General features: G+C 43.6%; 27 protein-coding genes. 20 read left to right on the forward strand and 7 right to left on the reverse strand.

What is annotated here, in order from left to right:
• Positions 1 to 145 precede the first annotated feature (145 nt).
• Positions 146 to 1,294, forward strand: a complete 1,149-nt coding sequence (locus tag AV939_RS15560) for an S-(hydroxymethyl)glutathione dehydrogenase/class III alcohol dehydrogenase (protein ID WP_057789854.1) — start codon at positions 146 to 148, stop codon at positions 1,292 to 1,294.
• 71 nt (positions 1,295 to 1,365) lie between these two features.
• Here AV939_RS15560 and AV939_RS15565 read toward each other — a convergent pair whose 3' ends face one another.
• Together AV939_RS15565 and AV939_RS15570 are read right to left on the reverse strand one after the other, a co-directional pair.
• The gene (locus AV939_RS15565) at positions 1,366 to 2,010 is read right to left on the reverse strand and encodes a response regulator transcription factor (protein ID WP_057789852.1); all 645 of its coding nucleotides are present in this window, start codon (positions 2,008 to 2,010) and stop codon (positions 1,366 to 1,368) included.
• Complete coding sequence (locus AV939_RS15570) at positions 2,007 to 3,146, reverse strand: sensor histidine kinase (protein ID WP_057789850.1); 1,140 nt, start codon at positions 3,144 to 3,146, stop codon at positions 2,007 to 2,009. The genes AV939_RS15565 and AV939_RS15570 overlap by 4 nt, the downstream gene beginning before the upstream one ends.
• Before the next feature lie 132 nt (positions 3,147 to 3,278).
• On the opposite strand from AV939_RS15570, the gene AV939_RS15575 reads away from it, so the two are divergent.
• The 7 genes from AV939_RS15575 (at position 3,279) to arsB (ending at position 8,145) form a co-directional block, all read left to right on the forward strand.
• A complete protein-coding gene (locus AV939_RS15575) occupies positions 3,279 to 4,049 on the forward strand; it encodes a hypothetical protein (RefSeq protein ID WP_057789848.1) in 771 nt (256 codons plus the stop codon).
• A 66-nt stretch (positions 4,050 to 4,115) separates the two neighbouring features.
• Positions 4,116 to 4,640 (forward strand): hypothetical protein, encoded by a 525-nt coding sequence (locus tag AV939_RS15580; RefSeq protein ID WP_057789846.1) that lies wholly within the window; start codon positions 4,116 to 4,118, stop codon positions 4,638 to 4,640.
• A 57-nt stretch (positions 4,641 to 4,697) separates the two neighbouring features.
• Entirely contained in the window at positions 4,698 to 5,345 is a 648-nt protein-coding gene (locus AV939_RS15585; RefSeq protein ID WP_231701226.1) for a protein tyrosine phosphatase family protein, read from the forward strand.
• A gap of 124 nt (positions 5,346 to 5,469) precedes the next feature.
• Positions 5,470 to 5,823: a metalloregulator ArsR/SmtB family transcription factor gene (locus tag AV939_RS15590; RefSeq protein ID WP_057789843.1), complete on the forward strand. Its 354-nt coding sequence runs from the start codon at positions 5,470 to 5,472 to the stop codon at positions 5,821 to 5,823.
• Between the two features lie 53 nt (positions 5,824 to 5,876).
• Positions 5,877 to 6,347 (forward strand): arsenate reductase ArsC, encoded by a 471-nt coding sequence (locus AV939_RS15595; protein ID WP_057789841.1) that lies wholly within the window; start codon positions 5,877 to 5,879, stop codon positions 6,345 to 6,347.
• Entirely contained in the window at positions 6,347 to 7,066 is a 720-nt protein-coding gene (gene arsH, locus AV939_RS15600; protein WP_138118219.1) for an arsenical resistance protein ArsH, read from the forward strand. Before AV939_RS15595 ends, arsH begins: the two co-directional genes overlap by 1 nt.
• Before the next feature lie 65 nt (positions 7,067 to 7,131).
• Positions 7,132 to 8,145, forward strand: coding sequence for an ACR3 family arsenite efflux transporter (arsB, locus tag AV939_RS15605; RefSeq protein WP_061997879.1), 1,014 nt, complete (start codon positions 7,132 to 7,134; stop codon positions 8,143 to 8,145).
• A gap of 105 nt (positions 8,146 to 8,250) precedes the next feature.
• Here arsB and AV939_RS15610 read toward each other — a convergent pair whose 3' ends face one another.
• Entirely contained in the window at positions 8,251 to 8,637 is a 387-nt protein-coding gene (locus AV939_RS15610; RefSeq protein ID WP_061997880.1) for a response regulator, read from the reverse strand.
• 252 nt (positions 8,638 to 8,889) lie between these two features.
• Between AV939_RS15610 and aceK the strand changes: the two genes are divergently transcribed.
• The 3 genes from aceK (at position 8,890) to AV939_RS15625 (ending at position 12,816) form a co-directional block, all read left to right on the forward strand.
• Positions 8,890 to 10,620 (forward strand): bifunctional isocitrate dehydrogenase kinase/phosphatase, encoded by a 1,731-nt coding sequence (aceK, locus tag AV939_RS15615; protein WP_082746065.1) that lies wholly within the window; start codon positions 8,890 to 8,892, stop codon positions 10,618 to 10,620.
• 67 nt (positions 10,621 to 10,687) lie between these two features.
• Entirely contained in the window at positions 10,688 to 11,371 is a 684-nt protein-coding gene (locus AV939_RS15620; RefSeq protein WP_061997881.1) for a response regulator transcription factor, read from the forward strand.
• On the forward strand, positions 11,365 to 12,816 hold the full coding sequence (locus tag AV939_RS15625; RefSeq protein ID WP_061997882.1) for a sensor histidine kinase: 1,452 nt from the start codon (positions 11,365 to 11,367) through the stop codon (positions 12,814 to 12,816). The genes AV939_RS15620 and AV939_RS15625 overlap by 7 nt, the downstream gene beginning before the upstream one ends.
• Positions 12,817 to 12,842: 26 nt before the next feature.
• Here AV939_RS15625 and AV939_RS15630 read toward each other — a convergent pair whose 3' ends face one another.
• Positions 12,843 to 13,391, reverse strand: coding sequence for a DUF3833 domain-containing protein (locus AV939_RS15630; protein ID WP_061997883.1), 549 nt, complete (start codon positions 13,389 to 13,391; stop codon positions 12,843 to 12,845).
• Positions 13,392 to 13,572: 181 nt separating this feature from the next.
• A complete protein-coding gene (locus AV939_RS15635) occupies positions 13,573 to 14,124 on the reverse strand; it encodes a chalcone isomerase family protein (RefSeq protein ID WP_231519326.1) in 552 nt (183 codons plus the stop codon).
• Positions 14,125 to 14,302: 178 nt separating this feature from the next.
• Here AV939_RS15635 and AV939_RS15640 point away from each other — a divergent pair, with 178 nt between their 5' ends.
• The 4 genes from AV939_RS15640 (at position 14,303) to nspC (ending at position 18,422) form a co-directional block, all read left to right on the forward strand.
• On the forward strand, positions 14,303 to 15,361 hold the full coding sequence (locus AV939_RS15640; protein ID WP_082604829.1) for a 1-aminocyclopropane-1-carboxylate deaminase/D-cysteine desulfhydrase: 1,059 nt from the start codon (positions 14,303 to 14,305) through the stop codon (positions 15,359 to 15,361).
• 137 nt (positions 15,362 to 15,498) lie between these two features.
• The gene (locus AV939_RS15645) at positions 15,499 to 15,909 is read left to right on the forward strand and encodes a hypothetical protein (RefSeq protein ID WP_061997885.1); all 411 of its coding nucleotides are present in this window, start codon (positions 15,499 to 15,501) and stop codon (positions 15,907 to 15,909) included.
• Positions 15,910 to 16,059: 150 nt separating this feature from the next.
• Complete coding sequence (locus tag AV939_RS15650) at positions 16,060 to 17,262, forward strand: saccharopine dehydrogenase family protein (RefSeq protein WP_057789823.1); 1,203 nt, start codon at positions 16,060 to 16,062, stop codon at positions 17,260 to 17,262.
• 29 nt (positions 17,263 to 17,291) lie between these two features.
• Positions 17,292 to 18,422: a carboxynorspermidine decarboxylase gene (gene nspC, locus AV939_RS15655; RefSeq protein WP_057789821.1), complete on the forward strand. Its 1,131-nt coding sequence runs from the start codon at positions 17,292 to 17,294 to the stop codon at positions 18,420 to 18,422.
• A 105-nt stretch (positions 18,423 to 18,527) separates the two neighbouring features.
• Here the strand turns inward: nspC and AV939_RS15660 are convergent, their stop codons facing one another.
• Positions 18,528 to 18,791 carry a hypothetical protein gene (locus AV939_RS15660; RefSeq protein WP_057789818.1) on the reverse strand — a complete coding sequence of 88 codons (264 nt, stop codon included), beginning with the start codon at positions 18,789 to 18,791 and terminating at the stop codon, positions 18,528 to 18,530.
• 113 nt (positions 18,792 to 18,904) lie between these two features.
• Positions 18,905 to 19,747: a 16S rRNA (cytidine(1402)-2'-O)-methyltransferase gene (gene rsmI, locus AV939_RS15665; protein WP_057795940.1), complete on the reverse strand. Its 843-nt coding sequence runs from the start codon at positions 19,745 to 19,747 to the stop codon at positions 18,905 to 18,907.
• Between the two features lie 139 nt (positions 19,748 to 19,886).
• On the opposite strand from rsmI, the gene AV939_RS15670 reads away from it, so the two are divergent.
• The 5 genes from AV939_RS15670 (at position 19,887) to AV939_RS15690 (ending at position 25,038) form a co-directional block, all read left to right on the forward strand.
• On the forward strand, positions 19,887 to 21,869 hold the full coding sequence (locus tag AV939_RS15670; RefSeq protein WP_057789816.1) for a penicillin-binding protein activator: 1,983 nt from the start codon (positions 19,887 to 19,889) through the stop codon (positions 21,867 to 21,869).
• 6 nt (positions 21,870 to 21,875) lie between these two features.
• Positions 21,876 to 22,217: a YraN family protein gene (locus tag AV939_RS15675; protein ID WP_041452467.1), complete on the forward strand. Its 342-nt coding sequence runs from the start codon at positions 21,876 to 21,878 to the stop codon at positions 22,215 to 22,217.
• Between the two features lie 230 nt (positions 22,218 to 22,447).
• Positions 22,448 to 23,044: a phosphoheptose isomerase gene (locus AV939_RS15680; protein ID WP_013782861.1), complete on the forward strand. Its 597-nt coding sequence runs from the start codon at positions 22,448 to 22,450 to the stop codon at positions 23,042 to 23,044.
• Positions 23,045 to 23,057: 13 nt separating this feature from the next.
• Positions 23,058 to 23,639: a BON domain-containing protein gene (locus AV939_RS15685; protein ID WP_057789814.1), complete on the forward strand. Its 582-nt coding sequence runs from the start codon at positions 23,058 to 23,060 to the stop codon at positions 23,637 to 23,639.
• 43 nt (positions 23,640 to 23,682) lie between these two features.
• Complete coding sequence (locus AV939_RS15690; RefSeq protein ID WP_082605028.1) at positions 23,683 to 25,038, forward strand: MFS transporter; 1,356 nt, start codon at positions 23,683 to 23,685, stop codon at positions 25,036 to 25,038.
• The last annotated feature ends 112 nt before the right edge of the window (positions 25,039 to 25,150 follow it).

Below are 25,150 nucleotides of genomic sequence, written 5' to 3' on the forward strand. Positions count from 1 at the left end.
TAATTATTACACTCAAGTAATAATGAATTACCAAATCTGTATTTATAAAACCAGACCTCAGGTCTATAATCTATCTCATAACCTAGACATTACAGGTAGCGGCATCGTGCTGTTTACCCACGCAGTATTATATTAGGAGCATGCCATGACATTAGCATTGAAAGAAGGTCAGACTCATATTAAGTCTAAAGCAGCTGTTGCTTGGGGCCCAGGCGAAGCATTAAAAATGGAAGAGCTTGACGTAGAGCTTCCGAAAAAAGGCGAAGTGCTAGTACGTATTGTTGCCACTGGCGTGTGTCATACCGATGCATTTACCCTTTCAGGTGACGATCCAGAAGGTGTTTTCCCATCTGTACTTGGCCACGAAGGTGGCGGTATTGTTGAAATGGTTGGTGAAGGCGTGACTTCTGTTGAAGTAGGCGACCATGTTATTCCTTTATACACAGCAGAATGCGGTGTATGTAAATTCTGTACGTCTGGCAAAACCAACCTATGCCAAGCAGTGCGTGAAACCCAAGGTAAAGGCTTAATGCCAGATGGTACCAGCCGTTTCTCGAAAGACGGTGAGCCAATCTACCATTACATGGGTTGCTCTACCTTTTCTGAGTACACTGTTTTACCTGAAATTTCATTGGCGAAAGTAAATAAATCAGCGCCCCTTGAAGAAGTCTGCTTGTTAGGCTGCGGTGTTACTACCGGTATGGGCGCAGTACTTAATACTGCAAAAGTGAAAGAAGGCGATACCGTTGCTATCTTCGGCTTAGGCGGCATTGGGCTTTCAGCCATCATTGGTGCCCGTATGGCTGGCGCTAGCCGCATTATTGGTATTGATATTAACGAAAGTAAGTTTGACCTAGCCAAACAACTTGGTGCGACTGACGTTATAAACCCTAAAAATTTCGACAAACCTATTCAGGAAGTCATTGTTGAAATGACTGACGGCGGTGTTGATTTCTCATTTGAGTGTATTGGTAACGTGAACGTAATGCGTTCGGCGTTAGAGTGTTGTCATAAAGGTTGGGGCGAATCGGTGATTATCGGTGTTGCCGGTGCGGGTCAGGAAATCTCTACTCGCCCATTCCAGCTTGTAACTGGTCGAGTATGGCGTGGTTCAGCGTTCGGCGGTGTGAAAGGTCGCTCTGAACTTCCTGGCATTGTTGAGCGTTATTTAGATGGCGAGTTCGGGTTGCAAGAATTCATCACCCACACAATGGGGCTAGATGAAATTAACGATGCATTCGATTTAATGCACAAAGGTGAAAGTATTCGCTCTGTTGTTCATATGAATAAATAGCTCTTAGTTGTCACTATTGCCGTCAAGTGTAAAAGGCCCGCGTTGAGTAACTTATGCGGGCTTTTTTGTGTTTACAACCAACCCAATTCTAGCGCTTTAAGTACTGCTCGGGTTCTGTCTCGTACCCCCATTTTCGCCATAATCGCAGAAACTTGATTTTTAACCGTTCCGGTTGATTTAAACATCGCTTCAGATATTTCTTTATTGCTGTAACCGGCGGCAACTAAGCGTAAAATTTCTATTTCTTTTGGGCTTAAGGTTTCTGGCTGTTCAAACGACTCGAAATTCACTTCTAACCCTTGCAACCCTTTAAGCACTTTTTCGGTTACGCTTGGTTGAATAAGGGTTTCCCCATTAACTACCGATTTAATTGCGCTAATTAAAGTTTCCAGCGAGACATCTTTAAGTAAATATCCTTTCGCCCCCGACTGCATCGCTTGGGTCACCAGTTCGTGATCGTCAAATGTGGTTAGCATAATAACGGGGGTATCGATGTTATGGTCGCGCATGGCACGCAAGGCATCAATTCCCGTCATTTCGGGCATACGAATGTCCATTAATACAATATCTGCACTATTAATAGTAAGCGTATTAATAACTTGGGCACCGTCATCACATTCCGCGACTACTTCAACACTGCTATCCAGTGCCAACAACGATCGAATACCTTGTCGCACTAGCATTTGGTCTTCTACCAACACAACACGAATGCTCATAGCGGCTCCGGCAACAATATATGTGTAGAAAAGCCATGTTTATTAAAACTAAACTTCACTGAGCCACCCGCCTCTTCGATTCGCTCCGACATACCTGTTAACCCATTCCCTAACTGTATTGTTTTTGCCGTAGGCACTTGTTCATCCTGTAGCGTTAATGAATACCCTTCTTGGTTTTTTTCCAAGGTCACATACAAGTGCGCAGACTGCGTATGCTTAATAGTATTGGTTAAGCTTTCTTGTACACAGCGAAGCAAAATATCAGCTGTCGAGACATCTTCAATACTGACATTATCAGCAATAGATAATTGAAGGCTGGGTCGCGGTAAGTCTTTAAATAATGCCCTTACCGCTTGTTGCCAATCTAATGGCGCGTTTTCACGAATATCAGAAACCGCTTCTCGCACATCTGAAAGTAACAACTTTGCTAAGCTGTGACATTGGTCTACATGTGCCTTTACCTCGTCTTGGCCTGCTGCGTTGGCTTTGTGGGAAGCCACCTGCAAGTGAATGGTCAGTGCAGTTAAGTGGTGACCCAGTACATCGTGAATATTTCTGGCAATTCGCAGCCTTTCGTCTTGCCGACCAGCTTGGTGAATAAGTTGCTGGGTACTGGTTAATTGTCGATTTAGTGCTTCGGATTTTTCTCTGGCCGACTTTTCTTTAATAGCCACATTCGACATCATCATGGCAAACAAATTAAATGTCCAAAACAGCGCCGCTGTTAGCCATGCGTGGGGATCTTGCCAATAAAAGGTATGTATCACTCCTAAAGGTAATGCGGCGAATACCGAAACGACCAAACACGTTCCCCACCCTGCATAATAAGGTAACAGTGCCGACCATATCACCAAAAATATAGCAAGGTAGCTGTAGGGAAGTAAGAACAAACCTCCCACTGCCAATAAGTACATTGCAATTAATAGAGGAATACGCCACTTAGGAAGCGTCATATCTCGGCGAGTTATTACGCTAAGGCACGCCGCTATTCCAACAACCACCGCAACAATTAACCATGGCCTGTGGGATGAGGCACCATATTTTGCAAATGCATAGTAAAGCGCTGAGCAACTCACAAACAGCCATGTAACTGAGGCGCTTGCTCGCTCTATATTAAAAAAACTAATTATTTTCATAAACCTATTATTAACTTAAGCGGGAATAAATACATAGGCCAAAAGTCACTTTCTATCTTGTGACTTTCAGCACTAATACAACAAAGAAGATATTGGCAAACTGACTACATCACAACATTAAGGATGTAAGTCATGCAGAACATTCACAGCGCTATCGTTATATTTCATATTATTTGTGGTGCAATATCACTGTTACTTTTTTGGGGGCCATGCTTCACTAAGAAGGGCGGAAAACAACATAAAAAGATAGGTAACATTTACTTGGCCACAATGACGCTGACATCAGTCAGTGGCGTGGTTAGCTCATCATTAGTGCTGCTTGCTCCCCTTCTCATTTTCCCTACAATGCCGGCACATTTTGAATCTGTTGAGTATTTTCTTGCTTACCTTCAAGGCCAATACATATTTTTATTGATGCTAAGCCTGCTGGTTTGGAACAACGTTCGCCACGCAAAACGGGTGCTTGAAGTAAAAGCGAATCGTGCCGAACTTCGTAATATTGAATACTTATGGCTACCCAGCGCATTATTTATCGTGGCCAGCATTGCCTTATATCAAGGCATAAAATACAACATTACACTGACCCAAATTTTTGCCCCCCTTGCTCTTTTTAACTGTATTGGTATTGCACGATATGCATTCAAAAATGACATCGCTAAGGGGGAATGGGTAATTCAACACATTGGGCATATTATCGGGTCAGGCATTGGAGCCTACACTGCGTTTTTCGCTTTCGGTGGCCGCTCGCTATTTCAAAGCCTCCCCCTACTTCAAATAGGAAGTTGGGTATTGCCAAGTTTAATCGGCGTCCCTTTTATTATTTGGCTAAGTAGGAAGTATTTGAATATGTTTAATCCAACTGCCCTTTCGACATCAATCGTTAAAAAACCATCAAACACATAGTGCACTTGCTCTTTACCAGAAAAATATATTAGTGTGTATATATCATACAAAAGGATTTGTGATTTCATGAAAAAGAAAATGGAAAAAAAGCTAAATGTGCTAATTATCCTAGTGTTACTTTCTGCGTCCGCCCCCTGTTTTAGTAAAGCAGATTCTGAGCAGGCACCTGAAAAAGAAAACGACATTGAAACCATAGAAGTCACCGCTAAACTAAAATTGCATCAATTAAAGTACGCTATAAAACAGCGCTCTTACGAATTTTTCGATGTTTTTAATAAGTACAATGATGTACCTGAGTTCGAAGTCATTTGTCATTACCGAGCACCAAAAGGCTCAAAAATAAAGCGAAAAGAGTGTGAATCTCGTTATATAAAAGCGAAAAGAACACAGCTTATTGATATTGCAGTGACAACAGGCGGTAGACTTCCAGACGAAGGGCTTGTTGATATTCAAACTCGAGTCATGCGTATTGAATCACAAATGCACCTGCGCTCATTAATTATCGACAACCCTGAGCTACAAGAAAGTTATAGTTCGTTAAAAGATGCTATGGACCGATATGAAAAGCATAAAGATGCAAGCAAAGAGTAATGCTTTAATCGTTAACGATTATTCCCCTTTTAAAAATATCAATAACGAGACCTTAAAATGAAAATGTTAGTCGCTTTGTCGTCAGTTTTATCTATCGCATTAACCCTGAGTAATGCATACGCGAACCAAGCAGCTGAAAGCACAGAAACTAATAACGTAGAAGCTAAAGTTAGCTCTGAAACGACGCCTACGCCTAACATTGAAATTACTCTCGACTCGTTAACCAATTACCAAGTCAATAACGACCACATGGTGAGTTCAGGGTTACCTTCTGCTGCACACTTTCAATTATTAAAAGACGAAGGCGTAAATCGGGTTATCGATTTAATACCCGGCGATAGACTGCAAGAACAGCAAGTGGTTGAGGGGTTATCGCTGAACTATCACAATGTTCAGGTTGAATGGGAAAACCCCACCCTTGCTAATTTCAAAGAGTATATTGGCTATATGGCACTAGGGAACTCAAATGACGATAAAGTGCTTACACACTGTAAATTGAATTGGCGGGGCGCTGTATTTACCTACTTATACCGCATTACCGCATTGGGTGAGTCAGAACTATCGGCAAAACAAGACTTACTTGCTATTTGGCAACCTAACCAAACATGGTTTGCGTTTATGAATACGGTTATCGACGACTTCAATGCAGGAAATAACGCAAACATTTCCACAACCGTCACTCCACAAATAGAGCCCCCAAAATAAAACTCACAATTCAATAACCCACCTCCTAAGTAGTTAGCTTACTGACTTACTCTTTTCGCTTTACATATACGAAAAATCATATACGATATGCAACATATATGATTTAACGTATTTGAGATGAGTGATGACTGCATCAGTATCTTCAAAATGTGTGTCGCTTTCACCGCTGTCATTGTTTAAATGTCTGGCGGAAGAAACTCGGCTAAAAACATTATTAATGCTTTGTGTAAAAGACGAGCTTTGCGTGTGCGATCTCACAGAAGCCCTTAACCTCAGCCAACCTAAAATTTCTCGTCATTTAGCCGATTTACGCAAGTGCGAGCTAGTGGCTGACGAACGCCGTGGTAAGTGGGTTTATTATCGTTTAAATCCAGCTCTTCCAGCATGGGCAAAAGAGGTTCTTCATTTATCTGCCAGCAGCAATGCGGAATACATTAAAGACGCACTGAACAATCTCAAATGTGACACGGACTGTTAATCGCTCTTCTTACTTTATTCAAATATGTGACGTAAACCACCAGGATTTTTGTAATGAAAATATTGTATATCTGCACGCACAACCGTTGTCGTAGCATCCTTTGTGAAGCCATTACTAATGCTTCAAGCCATTCATCCTTAGAAGCGCGCAGTGCGGGAAGCCAACCTGTGGGTGAAGTACATCCTTTGTCATTAAAGTACCTAGCCGAGCAAGGCTATAGTACAGATGGGCTTAAAAGCGAATCTTGGGATGACTTTGAAGACTACCAGCCTGACATCGTTATTACTGTATGTGACTCTGCGGCCGGTGAGGCCTGCCCTGTATACTTCGGTAATTCACTAAAGCTGCACTGGGGTCTTGAAGATCCGTCGAAAATAGAAGGCAGTGAAGAAGACAAAGCTCAAGCGTTTTATAACACTATCGATATTATCGAAAAACGCGTTGCCGCACTTACCGATATTGTTTCTCGCAAACTCGCTATTGAAGACATTAAAAAAGCCCTGCAAGAAAAAGGAGCGCAATAATGTCTGAACCAGCATCACCTTCTAGCAATTTAGTGGCAAGCGTTGCGCCTTCACCAACTTCTGAAGATTTCGCAAAAACGTACTCTGAACACAAGCCGCGTATATTATTACTTTACGGATCGTTACGAGCGCGTTCTTACAGCCGACTCGTGATTGAAGAAAGCGCACGATTGCTTGAATACTATGGTTGTGAAGCCAAAATTTTTGACCCAACAGGCTTGCCTCAGCCGGATACCGAAGATGAAACCCATCCCAAGGTAAAAGAGCTTCGTGAATTAATGATGTGGTCTGAAGGGCAAATTTGGTGCTCTCCTGAGCGTCATGGAAGCATGACAGGCATTATTAAAAGTATTATCGATTGGGTGCCATTAAGCATTGGCGCGGTTCGTCCAACCCAAGGAAAAACGCTAGCGGTAATGCAAGTAAGCGGTGGTTCCCAGTCATTTAACGCAGTAAACCAAATGCGAGTGCTTGGTCGTTGGATGCGCATGTTGACCATTCCAAACCAGTCATCGGTAGCAAAAGCCTTTTTAGAATTTGAAGACAATGGCCGGATGAAGCCATCTTCGTACTATAACCGCATCGTCGATGTAGTAGAGGAATTGGTGAAATTTACCCTGCTGACTCGCGACAACAAGGATCATCTTGTTAATCGCTATTCTGAGCGTGTTGAAAGCGCAGAGGAATTGAGTAAACGCGTTAACCAAAAAACGATTTAATCAACACCATAGTAGCTAGCTACTATCAACATAAAAGACATTAAAACCATTAAGGACAGTGTCTCATGGGATTTTTTGAACGATACCTCTCTGTATGGGTGGGGCTTTGTATTATTGCTGGCGTAACTGTCGGAAGCCTTTTCCCTGATTTTTTTGCCCTGGTTGCAAGCCTTGAGTACGCCCACGTAAATTTGGTTATAGCGGTACTGATTTGGCTCATGATTTACCCTATGATGATTCAAATTGATTTTTCATCTATCAAGGATGTAGGTAAAAAGCCTAAAGGGCTGGTGCTCACTCTCGTGGTGAACTGGCTTATCAAGCCTTTCACTATGGCACTACTTAGTTGGTTATTCTTTAAAGGCATTTTTGCCGACTGGGTAGACCCACAAACGGCCACAGAATATATCGCGGGTATGATTTTACTTGGCGTAGCCCCTTGTACCGCCATGGTTTTTGTGTGGAGCCATTTAACTAAAGGCGATGCCAACTACACCTTGGTGCAGGTCTCGATTAATGACTTAATAATGATCATCTTGTTTGCCCCTATTACCGCGATGCTTCTAGGTGTTACTGACATTACAGTACCTTGGGATACCTTACTTCTCTCGGTTGTCCTATACGTGGTACTGCCACTAATTGCAGGAGTAGTAACCCGCAAAAAGATTGAGAAAAAAGGCGAGCAAGCCGTTACCGCAATTATCGAACGCTTAAAGCCATTCTCAGTCCTTGGGCTATTAATTACCATTGTATTGCTGTTTGGCTTTCAAGCAGAAACAATATTGGCTCAACCTCAAGATATAGTGCTTATCGCGATTCCGCTTCTTATTCAAACCTACGGTATTTTTGCGATAGCGTATTTTGCAGCGAAAAAAATGAAGCTACCACACAATATTGCCGCACCTGCTTGCATGATTGGTACGTCTAACTTTTTCGAACTGGCCGTGGCTGTTGCCATTTCATTATTTGGCTTACACAGTGGTGCCGCGTTGGCGACTGTAGTGGGTGTGTTGGTTGAAGTGCCTGTAATGTTGTCGCTGGTTTGGTTTGCCAATAGAACCCGCCACTGGTTCGATTAAAACTCATATCAGTTTGCACTAGAAAGATTAAAAGCAAAAAGGAGCTCATTGAGCTCCTTTTTTAATATTCTTTATTTTTAGTTGTTTCTTTATTTTCTTCGTTCTTTAACATGCCATGGTTTCTGGCAAGATAAAGCCGTAGCGTTTTAAGGTAGTTTCTAAAGGCAGTCGTTTAAGCGGCTTTTCAATGAACGCCAGAGCGCCCAACTCCATCACGCGGTTTTGCATTACTGGCTGAATATCACCTGAAATGACTACAACAAACACTTCAATTTTACGGCGCTTTATTTCTTCAAGCACACCAACTCCATCGAGTATCGGCATGGTTAAATCTAGCAGCACTAAATCAATGCGATGATGCCCCATTACCTCAAGTGCATCCACGCCATTAGAGGCTTCAAAAATTTCACTCGCTAATCCATCGGGCAAGTTACGGCGCGCCATTTTTCTCGCTAGCGCCGAATCGTCACAAATCAGAATGTTGAAGCTCATGGTCTACTCTTAGTAATCTACAAGTACTTAATTCGCTACATAGAATTGGTAGCTGTAAATGTATTGTCGAAAACGTGGATGAATAAAGTAAGGTTAAGACTATATTAAACGAAAGTATAAAAAAACACTTTTAGGCTAATTTTCCAGTAGCTTATCGTAAATTTTTGTTATTTTAGGAGGTATATGCAGCCAAACTTAAAAATAAAACTCACTGCGCCGCATGAAAAATCACTAATTGTTAAAGGCTAAATTATGCTGGATGTCACCCTTTCTAAAAAAGTCGCTTATCAAATTCTTTCTCATTTTGATAAGAGCTATCGTTGGTTTACGCGTATCACGAGAGGTGCCCAATCTCGATTTGAACAAGGCCAATGGAAAGAAATTCAGCTAGCGTCAAAAGAGCGCATTACCATTTATGAGCAAAGCCTTTCCGATGCCGTTGCCGATGTTTACCATTTAACTGAAGTACACAAAAAGAATGACGAATTTTGGCAAGAGCTAAAGAAGACGTTCGCACGACAACTTGAAGGTCACCCGCAATTTGAGCTGGCCGAAACCTTTTATAACTCAGTAATTGGGCGTTTATTCAAGCACCGCAAAATAGACAACAGCATGATGTTTGTATTGCCAAGTCGCTGCTTTTTACCCGGCCAAGACCGAGATAAGGTCATTCACAGCTTCGATACCACTACCACGGTGCGCGAGATGTACGTGTCTATATTCAAAATCTATCGCTACGGCATCCCTTTTGAAGACTATGAACGTGACATGCAAAACCTTGAAGAAGCACTTAGAAAGCGATTAACCACACAGCAATTGGCCAGCGTTCATACCGTCGAACTTCTAAAGCCCACGTTTTTTAGAGGAAAATCAGCGTATCTTATTGGCAGAATTTGTATGCCAGAAGAAACCCTTCCTTTTGTTATCTCGTTGCAACGCAGTGATGAACACACATTGTTCGTAGATGCATTACTTACACACAGAAGTGATTTGAGCGTTATTTTCGGTTTTGCCAGAAGTTACTTCATGGCTGATACCCAAAACCCAGCAGAAGTGGCTGCGTTTTTACAAGAACTCCTACCCAATAAAAAACACTTTGAGCTATACATGTCACTGGGTCACTACAAGCATGGAAAAACGGTCTTTTATCGAAACTTCCTCGATCACATGGATACCACTGACGATCACTTCGAGGCCGCTCCTGGCATAAGAGGATTGGTAATGATGGTTTTCCACCTACCCTCTTACGGTGTGGTGTTTAAAATCATCAAAGATGAATTTGCAGAAAGTAAGAAGATCACCCGTGAGCATGTTAAAGACTGCTACCGGTTAGTGAAAATGTCAGATCGTGTTGGCCGCATGGCAGACACCCATGAATACGTTAACTTTCGCTTTCCCCTGTCTCGAATCGACCCTTTACTCATTGAAGAGTTAAAGGAAACCTGCGCATCTAGCCTAGAATTTACCGAAGATGAACTTGTCATCAAGCATTTATACATAGAACGTAAAATGACGCCGCTTAACTTGTATCTTCAACAAGAAGAAGATGAAGATAAAATACGCAGCGCTTTAAACGAACTCGGACTTTGTATTAAGCAGATTGCCATGGCCAATATCTTCCCAGGCGATATGTTACATAAAAATTTCGGTATTACGCGTCATGGCAGAGTTATCTTTTACGACTATGATGAAATATGTTTAATGAACGAACGTCATTTTAGAGCGCTACCCAAATCAGATGACCCTTATGCGATGGACATGTTGTCGGTTGGTCCAACCGATGTTTTCCCCGAGCAGTTTGAGCATTTTATTGTTGGAAAACGGAAACTTAAGGATATTTTGAAGTCGTTACATGGTGACCTGATGACCCCTGAATACTGGCACGAAGTACAGATGAAATGTGCTCGCGGGGACATTCAACATTTTACGCCATATAACGCTAATGTCCGTTTTAATAGGGGTGTTAAAAGCATCTCAAAGTGATCGCAACACGATAGATTGTATGTATAAACGTTGATATTTAACTCCATTAATTAGAAGTACCAAAATCATGAATGTGCTACTTGTTGAAGATGATCCTAAGGTTGCCGCTCACATTGAAAAAGGATTTATTGGTGAAGGGCACAGCTGCGTTGCAGCGCGTGATGGCGAAAGAGGCTTAGCTGAAGCCTTGTCCAATGATGTAGATGTTATTGTACTAGATGTAATGCTTCCTTTATTAGACGGCTTTACTATCTTGGAACGTTTACGGAATGACAACGTGCTTACCCCAGTCCTACTACTTAGCGCGAAAAGCCAAGTAGAAGATAAAGTGCGAGGCTTGCGTTCAGGCGCTAACGATTACTTAACTAAACCTTTTGCGTTTGAAGAGCTACTTGCCCGTGTAGAAGGATTAGCGGGAAGAGAACGCGAAAGCGGCGATAAAACACTTATTAAAGTGGGCGATCTCACCCTTGACCTTGTGAACAGAAAGGTACAACGCGGTGACACCGAAATAGACTTACAATCAAAAGAGTTTCAGTTGTTAGAATGCTTATTGCGCCATCAAGGGAAAGTCGTTACACGTAGCATGTTGTTGGAGCAAGTCTGGAATTATCACTTCGATCCGCAAACGAACGTTATCGATGTGCATATAAGCCGTCTGCGTCAAAAAGTAGACAAAGCATTTAACGTCCCTCTGATTGAAACCGTAAGAGGCACGGGATATAGAATTGCGGATCCTGTTGTGTGTTAGCAATAGGTAATTTCACCCGAAGTTCTAGTTTCCGTGTTGGGGTACTACTTACTTCATTAGCGCTTGTTGCTATTTTATTTATCGTTTACTTCTGGCGCCTTGCCAGTAGTGACGTATTTATTCGTGAGGCAAGCGCTGCTGTTGATGCAGAAACGTATGCGTTTACGCTATTGCATGAACAAGCGGGCATTGAAGCCGTAATCAGCAATATTAAGACAAGAACCTCACCAAGTCTTTCGCCAGATTCGAACGAAATCGACACCTCACACTCCTTTACGCCATCTCGATTAATTGTGGTACTTCGCGACAGCGAAAACCAGATAGTAGCGGGCAATTATCCACTGTGGCCTATTACCATGGGTACAAGTGTTGACTCTGGCACTTCCTCCACCAGCATTATCAACTTACCAGCCTTCACTGGTGGCAAAGGCAGCACTGCGCAAGACAGCACCAGCTATTCGTTTTCTGACTCCACCAACAGCATTCTTTTCGAAGAAGTAAACCTTGCGGGTTATTCTTTGTTTGTTGGCCGGAATATTGATGATTTATACAGTGCACAGTGGTTAGGGAAAACGTTTGGTTGGATAATTATTGCCTTGCTATGTGTTTTGGGTGCCATAAGCTTTGCGGTCGCACTTTACGTGGTTAAACGCATAAACCGCATGGCACAAACTGCTGATTACATTATTCGTACCGGTAATTTGGAAGAACGTTTGGAAATAGACAGCAGCTGGGATGACTTAAGTCGACTAGCAGTTGTGTTCAATCATATGCTCGATACCATTGAAAGTGCGGTAAACAATATAAAGTCGGTAAGCGATAGTATCGCCCACGATTTGCGTACTCCACTGGCTCGCTTACGCAATAATTTAGAACATATTGATGATGAAAAGCTTCGGCACGAAACGACCTACGAAGCCGACAAACTATTAAACATGTTCAATAGTCTTTTACGTATTAGCAAACTAGAAACGGTTCACAAAAAAGAAGGGTTTTGTGAAACTGAGCTTAGCGATATGGTTACGGACGTGGAGGATTTATATCAGCCATTGGCCGAAGACCGAGATATTAAGCTTATTAGCCAACTGTCTAAAATTCAGTTCTACGGCGATCCTAACTTGCTGTTTCAAGCTGTAGCGAATGTGCTAGATAACGCCATAAAATACACCCCTGATGGCGGCACAGTGACGCTTCAACTTACCGCCACATCTTCGCATGTGATTATTAGCGTTAACGATAATGGTAAGGGTGTTGATGAACACGAACTTGATAGTTTAGAACGCCGCTTCTTTCAGGCTGACAAAAGCAGAACCTGTGAAGGAAACGGATTGGGATTATCTCTTGTTTCGGCAATTATTAAACTGCACAAAGGTAAGCTTTGGTTCGTGCACGACCCGCTTATGCAAGGTCACGGGTTGGGTGTTGTTTTCACCTTCCCCCGTTGATGCTTTAATAAAAAGCCAAACCTACACTAATCTTGTTTCTGCATAAAGATAGTCACTTCTGCCATCACCACACCAAACTTTCTAATGTATGATCGGTTCATCATGGCACTATCGTCAAATGCCCAAAACCAGTCATCGAAGGTAACGGCGTAGGTTGTATCATCAACCGGTAAATCCATATTGTAGTGAAAGTTAAATGCGTTACCGTACGATGTGCCTGTTGCAGGACCATCTATGTCACCCGCGTTTCCTACGTAGGTGCCATCGGCCTGTTTAACGATTTTCCACGTACGTTGTTTTGGCCCTTCGCCTACCCCGTAAGTAAATGTCTCGTCTAGCGTTAACGAGCCGCCCTCGTTTTTACCTTCGATATCTACCACAAAGCGCTGAACCACTTCGCCGGACCGATTTTGCACTATTCCCCATGCTCGAACGTTACCGGCAAAAAATTCCTCGATATTGAAGGTGGGTGAAACTTGTTTGTACGTATTGCCATCTATCGATGTAGAACACCCTGCGATGAGGGCAAAGCAAGACAGAAGTCCGACTGCGACCGAGCGCTGAATAAATTTCATAATTACCTCAGTTTAAATTTATGTGACTGTACAGTTAGCGTGCAGCCTGTTAGCGGCGTATGCTTTTTATTAAGCATTTTGCTAATAGGTACAATCCACTACGCTTGTTGCTGCGCTTTTTGTTGTTAAACTTTCTTAATAAACTCGAGTCGTTGCTTTTAATACAAAAAGAACAGGAGCATCAATTTTGTAGCAAGGCCTTGCGTAGCTTCGGTTCAGACGTTTTTTCTGATAACCAAATATCGAAAAAAGCCTGAGTGAAATTTTCATCTTCAATCTTGCCAACCAATTCGCCATTGATATAAAACTCACTGGCTCGATTTGTTGTGGCCACGCCGGTTATCACATCACCGTCTTCAACATCGGGAAAAAGCGCCACCATTTTGTCTCGCCACTCGCTTAACTTTGCTTCATCGCTAATACCTTGCTTGCGCATTTCATCTACTGAACGCTGTGCTATTTTTTTACCGTCTAGCCCTCGTTGGTAATCTAGCTTTAACGCAAATGGAGCGTTAGACTGCCACTCTCCTTTAGGGGCATAAAGCGTAGCGTCGTATACATCCCAGAAAAGATACGTAAACATGGCATTACCCACTACTTTCGCCTCAGGCACCTGTTTAGTCACATAATCAGGCACGCTTTGCGCCAGCACATTTTTCGATAGAACCAAAAGTGATATTCCTACTGCGAGAGCAAGGTTTAATGAAGCATAACGGCGTTGAAACATGTTCATGTACCTTCTATATAAATCGTTTAAAATCTGAGCCACTGCGTTCATGCCCCAGATACTTCAAATTAAAAAATTGCAGTGAAGAATCAAAAACGACGAGGCCAAAAAGCAAGACACTTTTTATTTTACGGTGTGCTCTAGTTATACTGTTGTGATTGCCACATTGATCATTTGACAGCGCATTTTGAATTTAGATAATTTTGCCGACACCCTGTGCTTACCCTCGCCTCTCGAGCCCTTTACGCCAGACTGGGAAGGTGCCGAACATGTATCAATGTTTGTTAAGCGTGACGATAGAATACATCCCGTCATTTCAGGCAATAAATGGCGTAAATTAAAGCACGCGTTTAATCTTACCCCGCCGTACACAGTGGATTTAGATACCGGATCGGGCTCGGGTCTGAGTTCAGTTTTGTACAGCCAGCCCTCCTCCGTAGTCAGTTTTGGCGGAGGTTTTTCCAACCATTTACATGCATTAGGTTATTTGTGTAATCAGCTGAATATTCCTTTTCACGCTATTATTCGCGGCGATTACACAAAACACCCCAGCCCAATGATTCAGGATTTAGTGCAATGGGGCACCCAAATTCATTACGTGAATAAAGTAACCTACCAGCAAAGGGATGACCCTGCCTATTTAACCAGCCTACGCATACAGTTTCCTGATGCGTTGATTATTCCCGAAGGCGGTAGCCAAGTGGCGGCGCTAAAAGGCGTTCAAGAAGTTGTTAACGAAATAGATATCCCTTTCGACCATATTATTGCCCCTGTTGCTAGTGGCGCGACCTTAGCAGGGTTAACGTCTGCCCTGTCCCCCCACCAACACGCTATTGGTATCGGAGTGTTAAAAGGAGAGGGATATTTAGAAGGGCTGGTCGAACAGTTTCTAGCGCCGGAGCTTGCTCTTAATTTTACTCAGGCATCTGCTTTGGCCTCTGACAAAACAAACCAATTCAGCATTAGTCATGATTTTCATTGCGGTGGATACGGAAAAATTCCCCCGTACCTGCAAACATTCTGTGAAAACTTCAATCAAACAATGCCGTTCGAAATTGAAGGGGTTTACTCTGGAAAGGTGTTTTGGGCACTTAAGAACTTGTTAGCAACGTTGGCTTCTACGAATACGTCGACCAATGCATGTGAAAAAAAACCACTCGAAAAAGCAATTGAAAAAGGACAGACACTTATCATTGTTCACACTGGCGGTATTCAGGGTGCCAGAAAAAATAAAAACCCTTGATCTTATAGACCCACACATTCGTTTAACCTAATATCAAGGCTGTGGAGAGTATTTATTTAAAAGCTCAGCCTGGTTGTATCTAGCTTCGCGTTACTCATAGCTACCGCTCAAACGCAATAATCGTTAGGAGATGCACCATGATAAAAGGAACAAGTAGCTTACCACCACCTTTAAACATACTGGTTTCTAGGGCACTTAAATTATGCGAGATGGTGCTTTCTACCAGTTCCGTATTCTACCCCTTCGCGGCTATCTATGAAGATGGAAAAGTTGGCTGTTTATTTAGCGAAGAAACCCATTACCGCATCGACGAAAGTCAGCTCATTGAGTGCTTACAGTGGCGAATTATCGACACTACCACAGACTCTGACAGTTACAGCATTCTCGTTTATGCCGCGACGGTTGAAACGCAAAAGCATACACGTTTAGACGCTATCGCCATCAGCGCAGCTTGCCCAAAGGATGAGGAACAGCTATTACTCTATCCTTATTATCGAGTGGGTGACAAAATTGTGGTTTCCCCTCCCATCAATACAATGCCAGAATAGGCGTTATCGCGTATAAATTATGCTTATTCGTTTTCCTTGTGTTTACGATGACTATTTTTTGTCGAACCTATGCTGTCTTTGCTTGCCAATTTGGTATCGTCTGCTAGCATTCAGCCCAAAATTCATTAGCTTATTTAGGGATTAATTATTATGTCTCGCGTTTTAATAATTGGTGCTGGTGGCGTTGCCTCAGTAACCGTAAAAAAGTGTGCACGTTTACCACAGCACTTTGACGAAATCTTTCTTGCCAGCCGCACAGTGTCTAAGTGTGAAGCTTTGCAACAAGAAGTAGGTGCAGACCGCGTTAAAGGTGTATTCGCCCTTGATGCTGATAACGCCAAAGAAGTAGAAGCGCTTATTAACGATGTTAAGCCTGACCTAGTAATTAACCTCGCGTTGCCTTATCAAGACTTGCCTATTATGGACGCGTGTTTAGCGACTAACACCGACTACTTAGACACAGCAAACTACGAGCCAAAAGACGAAGCGAAATTCGAATACTCTTGGCAGTGGGCTTACCAGCAGAAATTTAAAGACGCTGGCATTATGGCGTTGTTAGGCAGTGGTTTTGATCCAGGTGTAACCAACGTATACACCGCTTACGCGGCTAAACACTATTTCGACGAAATTCACTACTTGGATATTGTTGATTGTAATGGTGGCGACCACGGACAAGCATTTGCGACCAACTTCAATCCTGAAATCAATATTCGTGAAATTACTCAACGTGGTCGTTTCTGGGAAAATGGCGAGTGGAAAGAAACCGATCCACTGAGCGTACGTGAAGATTTAGATTATCAAAACATTGGTGTACGCGCGTCTTACCTCATGTTCCATGAAGAATTGGAATCTTTAGTGAAGCATTTCCCTACCCTTAAACGTGCTCGATTTTGGATGACCTTTGGTGATGAATACCTAACGCACCTTCGCGTATTAGAAGGCGTAGGCATGACCAGTATTGAACCGGTAGAATTCCAAGGCCAAAAAGTAGTGCCGCTAGAGTTCTTAAAAGCAGTACTGCCCAACCCAGGTTCACTGGCTGAAGGCTATACCGGCATGACCTGTATTGGTACTTACATTACGGGCATGAAAGATGGCAAAGAAAAAACCATCTTCATCTATAACAACTGTGAACATGCTAAGTGTAATGATGAAGTGGGTGCACAAGCGGTATCTTACACCACGGGTGTTCCGGCCATGATTGGCGCAGCACTAATGCTAAACGGCACTTGGAAAGAAAACGGTGTTTGGAACATGGAACAATTTGATCCAGATCCATTCATGGACATGCTAAACGAGCACGGCCTACCTTGGCACGTACTTGAATGTGATAGCAGCCCATTCACCAAGTAATATTATACTGTAACTGGAGCAAATAAAGGTTGGCAGACTTAACGCAACGAACAGATATCCCTTCTCCTTGCTACGTGCTGGAAGAGGAAAAACTCATCCGAAACCTTGAGTTGATGAAGCGTGTACAAGATGAGTCAGGCGTTAGAATTATTCTGGCTTTGAAAGGTTTTTCAATGTGGTCGAGCTTCGACATCATTAAACCTTATTTACATGGCGCAACCGCAAGCTCGGTATGGGAAGCCAAATTAGCCGCTGAAATGGGTAAAGAAGTACATGCCTATTCTCCAGCTTATAAAAAGGCGGATATAGAAGAACTGGCGACGCTGGTGAATCACTTGTCGTTTAATAGTCTGTCACAATGGCAAACTCATAAAGATGCGCTTGCAGGCGTATCTTTAGGTTTGCGCATTAATCCAGAACATCAAGAAGCAGATACCCCGCTTTACGATCCCGCAGCGCCTGGTTCGCGATTAGGGCTTCGTGTCAGCGAATTAGAAGGCGTAGATTTATCTGGCATTGACGGCTTCCATTGTCATAACCTGTGTGAGTGCGACTCGTTTGCTACCGAACGTACGCTTAAAGCAATAGAGGCACGCTTTGGCGATTACCTAGCCCAATTGAAATGGCTAAACTTAGGTGGCGGCCACTTGATGACTAGCGAAGGTTACGATGTAGAACATCTAATCAAAACCCTAAGCGATTTTAAACAACGTTACCCGCATTTAGACGTGATTTTGGAGCCAGGCTCTGCAGTTGCATGGCAGACAGGACCGTTGATTGCTGAAGTGGTGGATGTGGTAAACAACGATGGTGATATTGCCATTTTAGATATTTCAGCCACGGCGCACATGCCAGATGTGCTTGAAATGCCTTATCGCCCGACGATTTTAAATGCATCCTTAGCTGGCGAAAAAGCCTACGACTATCGCTTAGGTGGAAACTCCTGCTTAGCGGGCGATGTTATTGATACTTACTCTTTCGATGCACCACTAAAAGCCGGTGACCGATTGCAGTTTGAAGACATGATGCACTACACCATGGTGAAAACGTCGTTCTTCAACGGCGTTGAACACCCTGCTATTGGTATTTTACGTAAAAATGGTGAGTTCGAAATTGTTCGCCAGTTTACTTACGAAGACTTTAAAGGCCGCTTGTCTTAAACAACAAATAGCGACTTTTGCAAAAAATAAATGCCCGCAGCGTTAAACGCTAGCGGGCATTTTTATTCGTGGCGATTGAACAAAGGGGAGTTGATAAAAACTATTCTATAAGATGCCTGTACCATTAAGGTTTTGGCTTTTATCTACTGTACCTTCCGCGATAACCGTATCATCAAGATAAATGGCAAATGGCGTACCTTCTGGGCCTGTTAAATTGTACCGAAAGCCATGCATTTCATCGGCTAAAGCTAATTTCACCTGAGTTTTAGGATGAATTAAATCGTATTCACCGGAATCGCCGGATTTATCAAAAATATCGACGACCCATTTACCCTCTGGCATCTCAATTCTTAAGAGTTGCTGACTCATAACTATCCTCCAACCTTACACTTAACGTTATAAGCAATAGTACAAAATGCACTAAGCCTATTTCGTGTTAACTATATTGTTTAGATAGGTACCCTCAACATATGGGTCTGAGATCAATCAGTTTCTTTTGCTTCCAGCCCAGCTTGGTACAAGGCATTCTTTTTTAAGTCATAGTGATCGGCCACAACGGCTGCCGCTTTTTTCAATGGCATGTGATCACATAACGTGGTTAAAAGAGACATGGCTTCGGCCGATATTTCAGATAAATTCACTTGGGCTGGCGACACCATCACTACAAACTCACCTTTTTGGTGGGCTGCTTCAGCCTCCAAATAATCAATAACATCACTTGGGGTGCCACTCACGTAAGTTTCAAAGGTTTTGCTAAGTTCTTTGGCCACTACAATATGCCTGTCTCCTAGCACGCGGTCGATGTCTTTCACCGTGGCTAAAATTCGACGGGGAGCTTCGTAAAATACGCTTGTGCAAGTGCGTTCTTTTAATTCAGCAAGTTGGTTGTCTTTGGCTTGAGTTTTTACTGGTAGAAAACCTTCAAAAATGAACCGGTCTGTTGGCAGCCCTGAAGCACTTAACGCGGTAATAGCGGCACATGGGCCTGGCAGTGCAGTAACCGGAATACCTTCTTCACGACAGCGCCTAACAAATACGAAACCTGGATCGCTAATTAATGGTGTACCCGCATCACTGATTAACGCTACCGATTCGCCGTCTTTTAAGCGCTGTACCAACATCGCCGTACGTTTATCTTCATTGTGATCATGCAGCGATAAGGTACGGGTTGAAATACTGAAGTGCTGTAACAACCGCGAGCTGTGTCGTGTATCTTCCGCAGCAATCCAATTAACCTGTTTTAATACCTCGATAGCTCTGGCGCTAATATCATCAAGGTTGCCGATAGGTGTAGGAACAATATACAAGGTGGCGAAATTGGTCATATAAACAATAAAAATAACGAATAATAAAGAAAGTGTACCACGCCATTGGGCTAGTTTACGCCGGCAAACGTAGATTTTCATCGTGGTTAGGATAAACTTGCTGCTACTTGCCGTTAAACGAAGTGAAAGGAAACAGACTGTGGGTCACATTGGACATTTTACAAAGCGCATTACCTTTGCAATGGCGACAGCCACCAGCGTGCTGTATTTAGCGGGCTGCGGAAGCACACCTGAACCCACCTCGGCACCTAAAATTATCAACACTGAACCAGTAGCAGCGCCAGTAGAGCAGCACATTACGCCTGAACACAAGCTGGTAGAAGCCAAAAAAGTATGGCTTCAAACCCGAGATAAAGTGAAACGAGATACCTTACTGCTAGATGCAGTGAGCCTTTATCTCGCGCAAGGCGATACCATTTTAGCGCAGCAAATCTTGTTTGAAATGAAACAAGACGGTGTAGCTACCTCGCTACAAGATAGCTACGCCATACATGTTGCGATGGCGTATCAAAACGACCCATCTTCGTCACCAGCACAACTTACAGCAATGTTAGAAGACGTTAACACTAGCCCTGCCCTTATTGCCAAACTGGCAGCCCTTCAAGCAGACCTTTATGCCAAACAAGGGTTGTGGGCTAAAGCGGCAAATAGCGTTTTGTCTACCGAGCTAGAAGATGAGAAAAAAGTGGCGCAGGTGTGGACATTTCTGAATCAAATACCAGCCGATGAACTCAAGCAAAGTGAAAACCAATACCCTAAGTTGCAGCCTTTCTTTGCCCTTCGTCAATTAACCATTGAAAGTGCACGAAACCCACAACAGTTGAACCAGTCAATTGCGCAGTACCAGCAGGTTTATGCAGGCCATATGTTGGCGCAGCATTTACCTAAAGAGGTTGCCTTAGCTCAAGAGCTCACCGCCCCTCAAATTCGCGAACTCGTCGTGCTACTGCCATTAAGCGGAAGATTGGCGGCTACTGGTGAAGCAGTGAAGGATGGCATTATGGCGGGCTATTACCAACAGCTTCAACGAAGCAGCAACCCAAATAGCTTGCCTGCCATTCGGTTTGTAGATACCACCAATGCCGATACACAAACCATGGTCGCCGCCATTGGCGATGCTAAATTTATAGTGGGTCCGCTACTAAAAGAAACCGTTGAGCAATTAATACCAGCGTTACCCCCTGGCGTGAACATGCTAGCGTTAAACCGCCCAGACGAAATGCCGACAATTTCAGAGAGCTCAGCCTCAGTAAACTCTGCGCCTTCAAACTCAAAGCCTTTAATCCCAGAAGCCGTTAACGCTGAATCTGAAATGCCTTCCAGCGCAGCACCGGCCGTTAATTATTTCGCACTTGCGCCGGAAGATGAAGCGAACCAACTTGCAGAGTTTATCTATAGCAAAGGCTTTAGAGCCCCTATCGTTATTGCGGCACAAAGTAACTTGTACCAGCGTATGAACGATGCCTTTAAATCCCGTTGGAACACCTTGCACGAACAAGAAGCCCAAGCCCGAAAGGCCAATATTACCTCAGTAACGTTCAACGATAGTGAATCGTTACGAGAAGGTATTACCCAAGCTTTAGATGTAGCGCAAAGTAATCAGCGCATTAACCAAATTGAATACATGACGAACGAAGAAGTGTACAACATGCCTCGTAGCAGACGAGACATCGATGCGATTGTCGCGTTCGCGTCGCCGCAAGATACCGAACTTTTGAACCCCATTATTGAAGCTAGCTTAAACCCATACGATGGAAAACAAGTGCCTGTTTATGCGACCTCTCGCTCAATGGATTACAACAGCGGCAAGAACCAATGGCGTGATTTACAAAACGTACGCTTTATCGACATGCCATGGATGATGCCAGATCATAAGTGGCAGCAACTTGCTCAAGAAACGAAGCAAACCTGGCCCGATCGCAGCACGTTGCAAAATAGACTATTCGCCTTTGGTGTAGATGCATACGAATTGCTTCCCCAATTAGGAATGCTAAATACCTTGTCTTACATCACATTTGACGGGTTAACCGGCACTCTTACACTGAACAAAAACAGCGAAGTAGAACGAAACTTACCTCAAGCCGTTATACGTAACGAGCGTGTGCAAATGCTAATGGAGTAAATAACATTGTCCGTATTGCAAGGGAATGCAGCAGAAAACAAGGCCGTTGATTACTTAGAGGAACAAGGGCTTACATTACGTTGTCGTAACTACCGAACTAAACGTGGTGAACTTGATATCGTTATGCAAGATGGTGACACCATTGTTTGCGTAGAAGTGAAGTTTCGCAAACAATCTCAGTATGGTCACGCTGCCGAATTTGTCACAATGAAGAAACTTCAACGAATTCAGGCTGCGTTTGCGTTCTATTTGTTAGATAATAAGCTTAATCCCGCGTCTACCCCATTACGCATAGACGTTATCGCCATTGACGGAAGCGACCTTCAGTGGCTTAAAAATATTGGATAAACCGCGCGTAGCTGTTAGGTATGCTGGTGAATAGGTGTAGGTAGTACTTAGGCTGTAGTAAACCCTCCGCCGCATGGATGCGGCGGCGGAGCTCCCATAGATGGGTTCACAGCGTGTTTACGGAAGCCTAAGTACTGAACTGCGCCAAATTCTCAAGCCCTACCTCCTACAGCGTGATGTGCACTCATTATTGAGATTGCTTGATATCCTGAAATGCAGAGAAAAGAAGTATGATTGAACAAATTAAAGCGAACTTTACTGAAAGTATTCAAACCAAAATTGCTGCATCTGAAATTTTGCCTGAATCAATTGAAAAAGCAGCCATGATGATGGTTGAAGCGTTAATTCGCGGCAATAAGATTTTAAGCTGTGGTAATGGTGGTTCAGCAGGTGATGCACAGCATTTTTCTTCTGAAATGCTTAATCGCTATGAGCGCGACCGCCCTAGCCTTCCTGCTATTGCGTTAAGTACTGATACTTCTACTATTACCTCAATTGCCAACGATTATAGCTACGACGAAATTTTTGCTAAGCAAGTGCGTGCTTTAGGTCAGTCTGGCGATATTTTGTTTGCTATATCAACCAGTGGTAACTCACGCAATGTAATAGCCGCCATGGAAGCTGCTTTATCACGCGATATGACCATTGTGGCCCTTACCGGAAAAGACGGCGGTGAAATGGCAGGTTTCTTAAGCGAGCACGATGTTGAAGTGCGTGTGCCTTCTAACCGCACTGCCCGTATTCAGGAAGTTCACTTGTTGGTTATTCACAACTTATGTGAATGCATTGATGACAGCTTATTCCCAGCCGACCTTGGAGACGAATAACGTTTACCCATTTATGAAACGAGTTAAAACGTTAAGTATTACCCTTGTATCACTACTTTTTGTAATGCAATTACAGGGCTGCGTAGTGGCGGTTGGTGCTGCGGGTGCCATGGCAGCAAAAGTGGCGAACGACAGACGCACCGTTGGGACTCAACTTGATGACCAAAACGCAGGTCGCTCTGTAGCTTATCAGTGGTCCAAAAGTGAAGCGCTTAAAGAGCAAACCAACCTACAAGTAGATATGTATAACGGCATTGCTTTGCTTACTGGCCAAGCCCCCACGCAAGCGTTAATTGATGAAGCGGTTAGACGGGCTCAAGAAGTCGATTACCTTAAGAAAATACACAATCAAATTCGCATTGGCGAGCCTATTGGCGCGGGCACCCAAGCCAACGATATTTGGCTTGCATCAAAAGTCCGCACCAAGATAGTGGCCGATGAACGCGTGCCTGCATTGCAGGTTAGCGTGGTAGTGCAAGACTCTGAAGTGTTCTTAATGGGCCGATTAACCAATGCAGAAGCTAATGCTGCTGTAGATATCGCAAGGAACATAACGGGCGTAGCCCGCGTAGTGCGCGCATTTGAGATCATTTAGTCGCGATACCGCAACGGCCCTACTGGTTGCTGGGGCCTTGTTTATGGAAATTCTGGATGCCACGGTGATCACCACCGCGCTTCCCGTTATTGCTGCTGATTTTGGCGTGCCAGCAACCCAGCTTTCTATTGGCGTTTCTGCCTACCTTGTTGCAGTTACCTTTTTTATTCCGCTAAGTGGTTATGTTGCCGACAAATTTGGTGCCCGTAACGTTTTTATGGCTGCCATTGTTATTTTTGTGGTGGCATCAATACTGTGTGGCATTAGCACTAACCTAACCAGCTTTACCTTATCTCGTATTATGCAGGGCATTGGCGGAGCCCTGATGGTGCCCGTAGGCCGATTAGTGGTGCTGCGAGACTTACCCAAAGAAAAGCTGGTAAAAACCGTGGCCATTATTACGTGGCCCGCATTAAGTGCGCCTATTCTTGGCCCTGTATTAGGGGGGTGGATTGCCACCCACTTAAGCTGGCAATGGATATTCTTTATGAATGTGCCATTAGGTATATTCGCGCTTATTGCTTCCGCTTATTTGCTTGAGAACTTCACCGCCAATGTAGGTAAGTTTGATGTGGTAGGTTTTCTGCTAACCGGCATTGGCTTTGCCTCTTTTATGGCCGGTATAGAGCTATTTGCTGGGCACAACACCTCTACCCTATTGGGCGCTGTGATGACCGTGTTTGGGCTTTTACTATTGTTAACTGCAGTATTTCATATTCGCCGTGCTGATAAACCTTTGTTTTCTTTTGAAGCTATGCAGTTTCGTACCTTTCGACTGTCGATGTACGGCGGCTCGGTGGTACGTATTGCCCTAGGCAGTGCGCCGTTTTTGGTGCCGCTTATGCTGCAATTAGGTATGGGTTACTCGCCGGTAGAAGCGGGCACATTATTACTATGGCTATTTGTAGGCAATATTGCCATTAAGCCAGCTACCACATGGATAATGAACACCTTTGGTTTTAAGCGAGTGCTTATTGCAAATGGCATTATGATTTCGCTGGGCTTTGTGGCGTTATCGTTAATAACCCAACAAAGCTCATCGTTTATTATTGCTGTAATTTTGTTTGTTAGCGGTGTGAATAGGTCGATGCACTTAACCTTGTTAAACACCATCGCCTTTGCAGATGTGCCGAAAGATAAAATGCGCGATGCGAATACACTGGGTGCTATTTTGATGCAAATGAACCGTGGCATGGGGATAACCATTTCTGCGCTTATGCTGGCCGTTGCTTCATTAATGGTAGGAAATTCAAGCAGTGATCCTTCGCTTATCAACTTTAAAATTGCCATGGCCATGATGGCGGTAGTGGCGCTGCTTAGTATTACCGACAGCCTAATGCTATCGAAAACCGATGGCGACTCGGTTTTAAAAAAGCGGCTTAAAAAGCAGGTAAGCTAAGGCAAGGCAGGCCGCTGTGTACGTAAACCGGACGGCCAATATTCATTCCTATACAAACACTGGTAAATGGTTTTTTAGGGGTAACGGATGTTACTATGAATTCTCAGTAATA

The sequence above is a fragment of the Alteromonas sp. Mac1 genome (genome assembly GCF_001562125.1).
In the GTDB taxonomy this organism is placed as follows: domain Bacteria; phylum Pseudomonadota; class Gammaproteobacteria; order Enterobacterales; family Alteromonadaceae; genus Alteromonas; species Alteromonas stellipolaris.

Bases quoted from the DNA above. Each gene is read 5' to 3' on its own strand.
- rsmI (WP_057795940.1), bottom strand. From the start codon at position 19,747: ATGACCAATTTCGCCACCTTGTATATTGTTCCTACACCTATCGGCAAC.
- AV939_RS15645 (WP_061997885.1), top strand. From the start codon at position 15,499: ATGATAAAAGGAACAAGTAGCTTACCACCACCTTTAAACATACTGGTT.
- AV939_RS15690 (WP_082605028.1), top strand. From the start codon at position 23,683: ATGGAAATTCTGGATGCCACGGTGATCACCACCGCGCTTCCCGTTATT.
- AV939_RS15680 (WP_013782861.1), top strand. From the start codon at position 22,448: ATGATTGAACAAATTAAAGCGAACTTTACTGAAAGTATTCAAACCAAA.
- arsH (WP_138118219.1), top strand. From the start codon at position 6,347: ATGTCTGAACCAGCATCACCTTCTAGCAATTTAGTGGCAAGCGTTGCG.
- AV939_RS15660 (WP_057789818.1), bottom strand. From the start codon at position 18,791: ATGAGTCAGCAACTCTTAAGAATTGAGATGCCAGAGGGTAAATGGGTC.
- AV939_RS15610 (WP_061997880.1), bottom strand. From the start codon at position 8,637: ATGAGCTTCAACATTCTGATTTGTGACGATTCGGCGCTAGCGAGAAAA.
- arsB (WP_061997879.1), top strand. From the start codon at position 7,132: ATGGGATTTTTTGAACGATACCTCTCTGTATGGGTGGGGCTTTGTATT.
- AV939_RS15575 (WP_057789848.1), top strand. From the start codon at position 3,279: ATGCAGAACATTCACAGCGCTATCGTTATATTTCATATTATTTGTGGT.
- AV939_RS15635 (WP_231519326.1), bottom strand. From the start codon at position 14,124: ATGAACATGTTTCAACGCCGTTATGCTTCATTAAACCTTGCTCTCGCA.
- AV939_RS15595 (WP_057789841.1), top strand. From the start codon at position 5,877: ATGAAAATATTGTATATCTGCACGCACAACCGTTGTCGTAGCATCCTT.
- aceK (WP_082746065.1), top strand. From the start codon at position 8,890: ATGCTGGATGTCACCCTTTCTAAAAAAGTCGCTTATCAAATTCTTTCT.
- AV939_RS15685 (WP_057789814.1), top strand. From the start codon at position 23,058: ATGAAACGAGTTAAAACGTTAAGTATTACCCTTGTATCACTACTTTTT.
- AV939_RS15565 (WP_057789852.1), bottom strand. From the start codon at position 2,010: ATGAGCATTCGTGTTGTGTTGGTAGAAGACCAAATGCTAGTGCGACAA.
- AV939_RS15585 (WP_231701226.1), top strand. From the start codon at position 4,698: ATGAAAATGTTAGTCGCTTTGTCGTCAGTTTTATCTATCGCATTAACC.
- AV939_RS15590 (WP_057789843.1), top strand. From the start codon at position 5,470: ATGACTGCATCAGTATCTTCAAAATGTGTGTCGCTTTCACCGCTGTCA.
- AV939_RS15650 (WP_057789823.1), top strand. From the start codon at position 16,060: ATGTCTCGCGTTTTAATAATTGGTGCTGGTGGCGTTGCCTCAGTAACC.
- AV939_RS15580 (WP_057789846.1), top strand. From the start codon at position 4,116: ATGAAAAAGAAAATGGAAAAAAAGCTAAATGTGCTAATTATCCTAGTG.
- AV939_RS15560 (WP_057789854.1), top strand. From the start codon at position 146: ATGACATTAGCATTGAAAGAAGGTCAGACTCATATTAAGTCTAAAGCA.
- AV939_RS15630 (WP_061997883.1), bottom strand. From the start codon at position 13,391: ATGAAATTTATTCAGCGCTCGGTCGCAGTCGGACTTCTGTCTTGCTTT.
- AV939_RS15570 (WP_057789850.1), bottom strand. From the start codon at position 3,146: ATGAAAATAATTAGTTTTTTTAATATAGAGCGAGCAAGCGCCTCAGTT.
- AV939_RS15620 (WP_061997881.1), top strand. From the start codon at position 10,688: ATGAATGTGCTACTTGTTGAAGATGATCCTAAGGTTGCCGCTCACATT.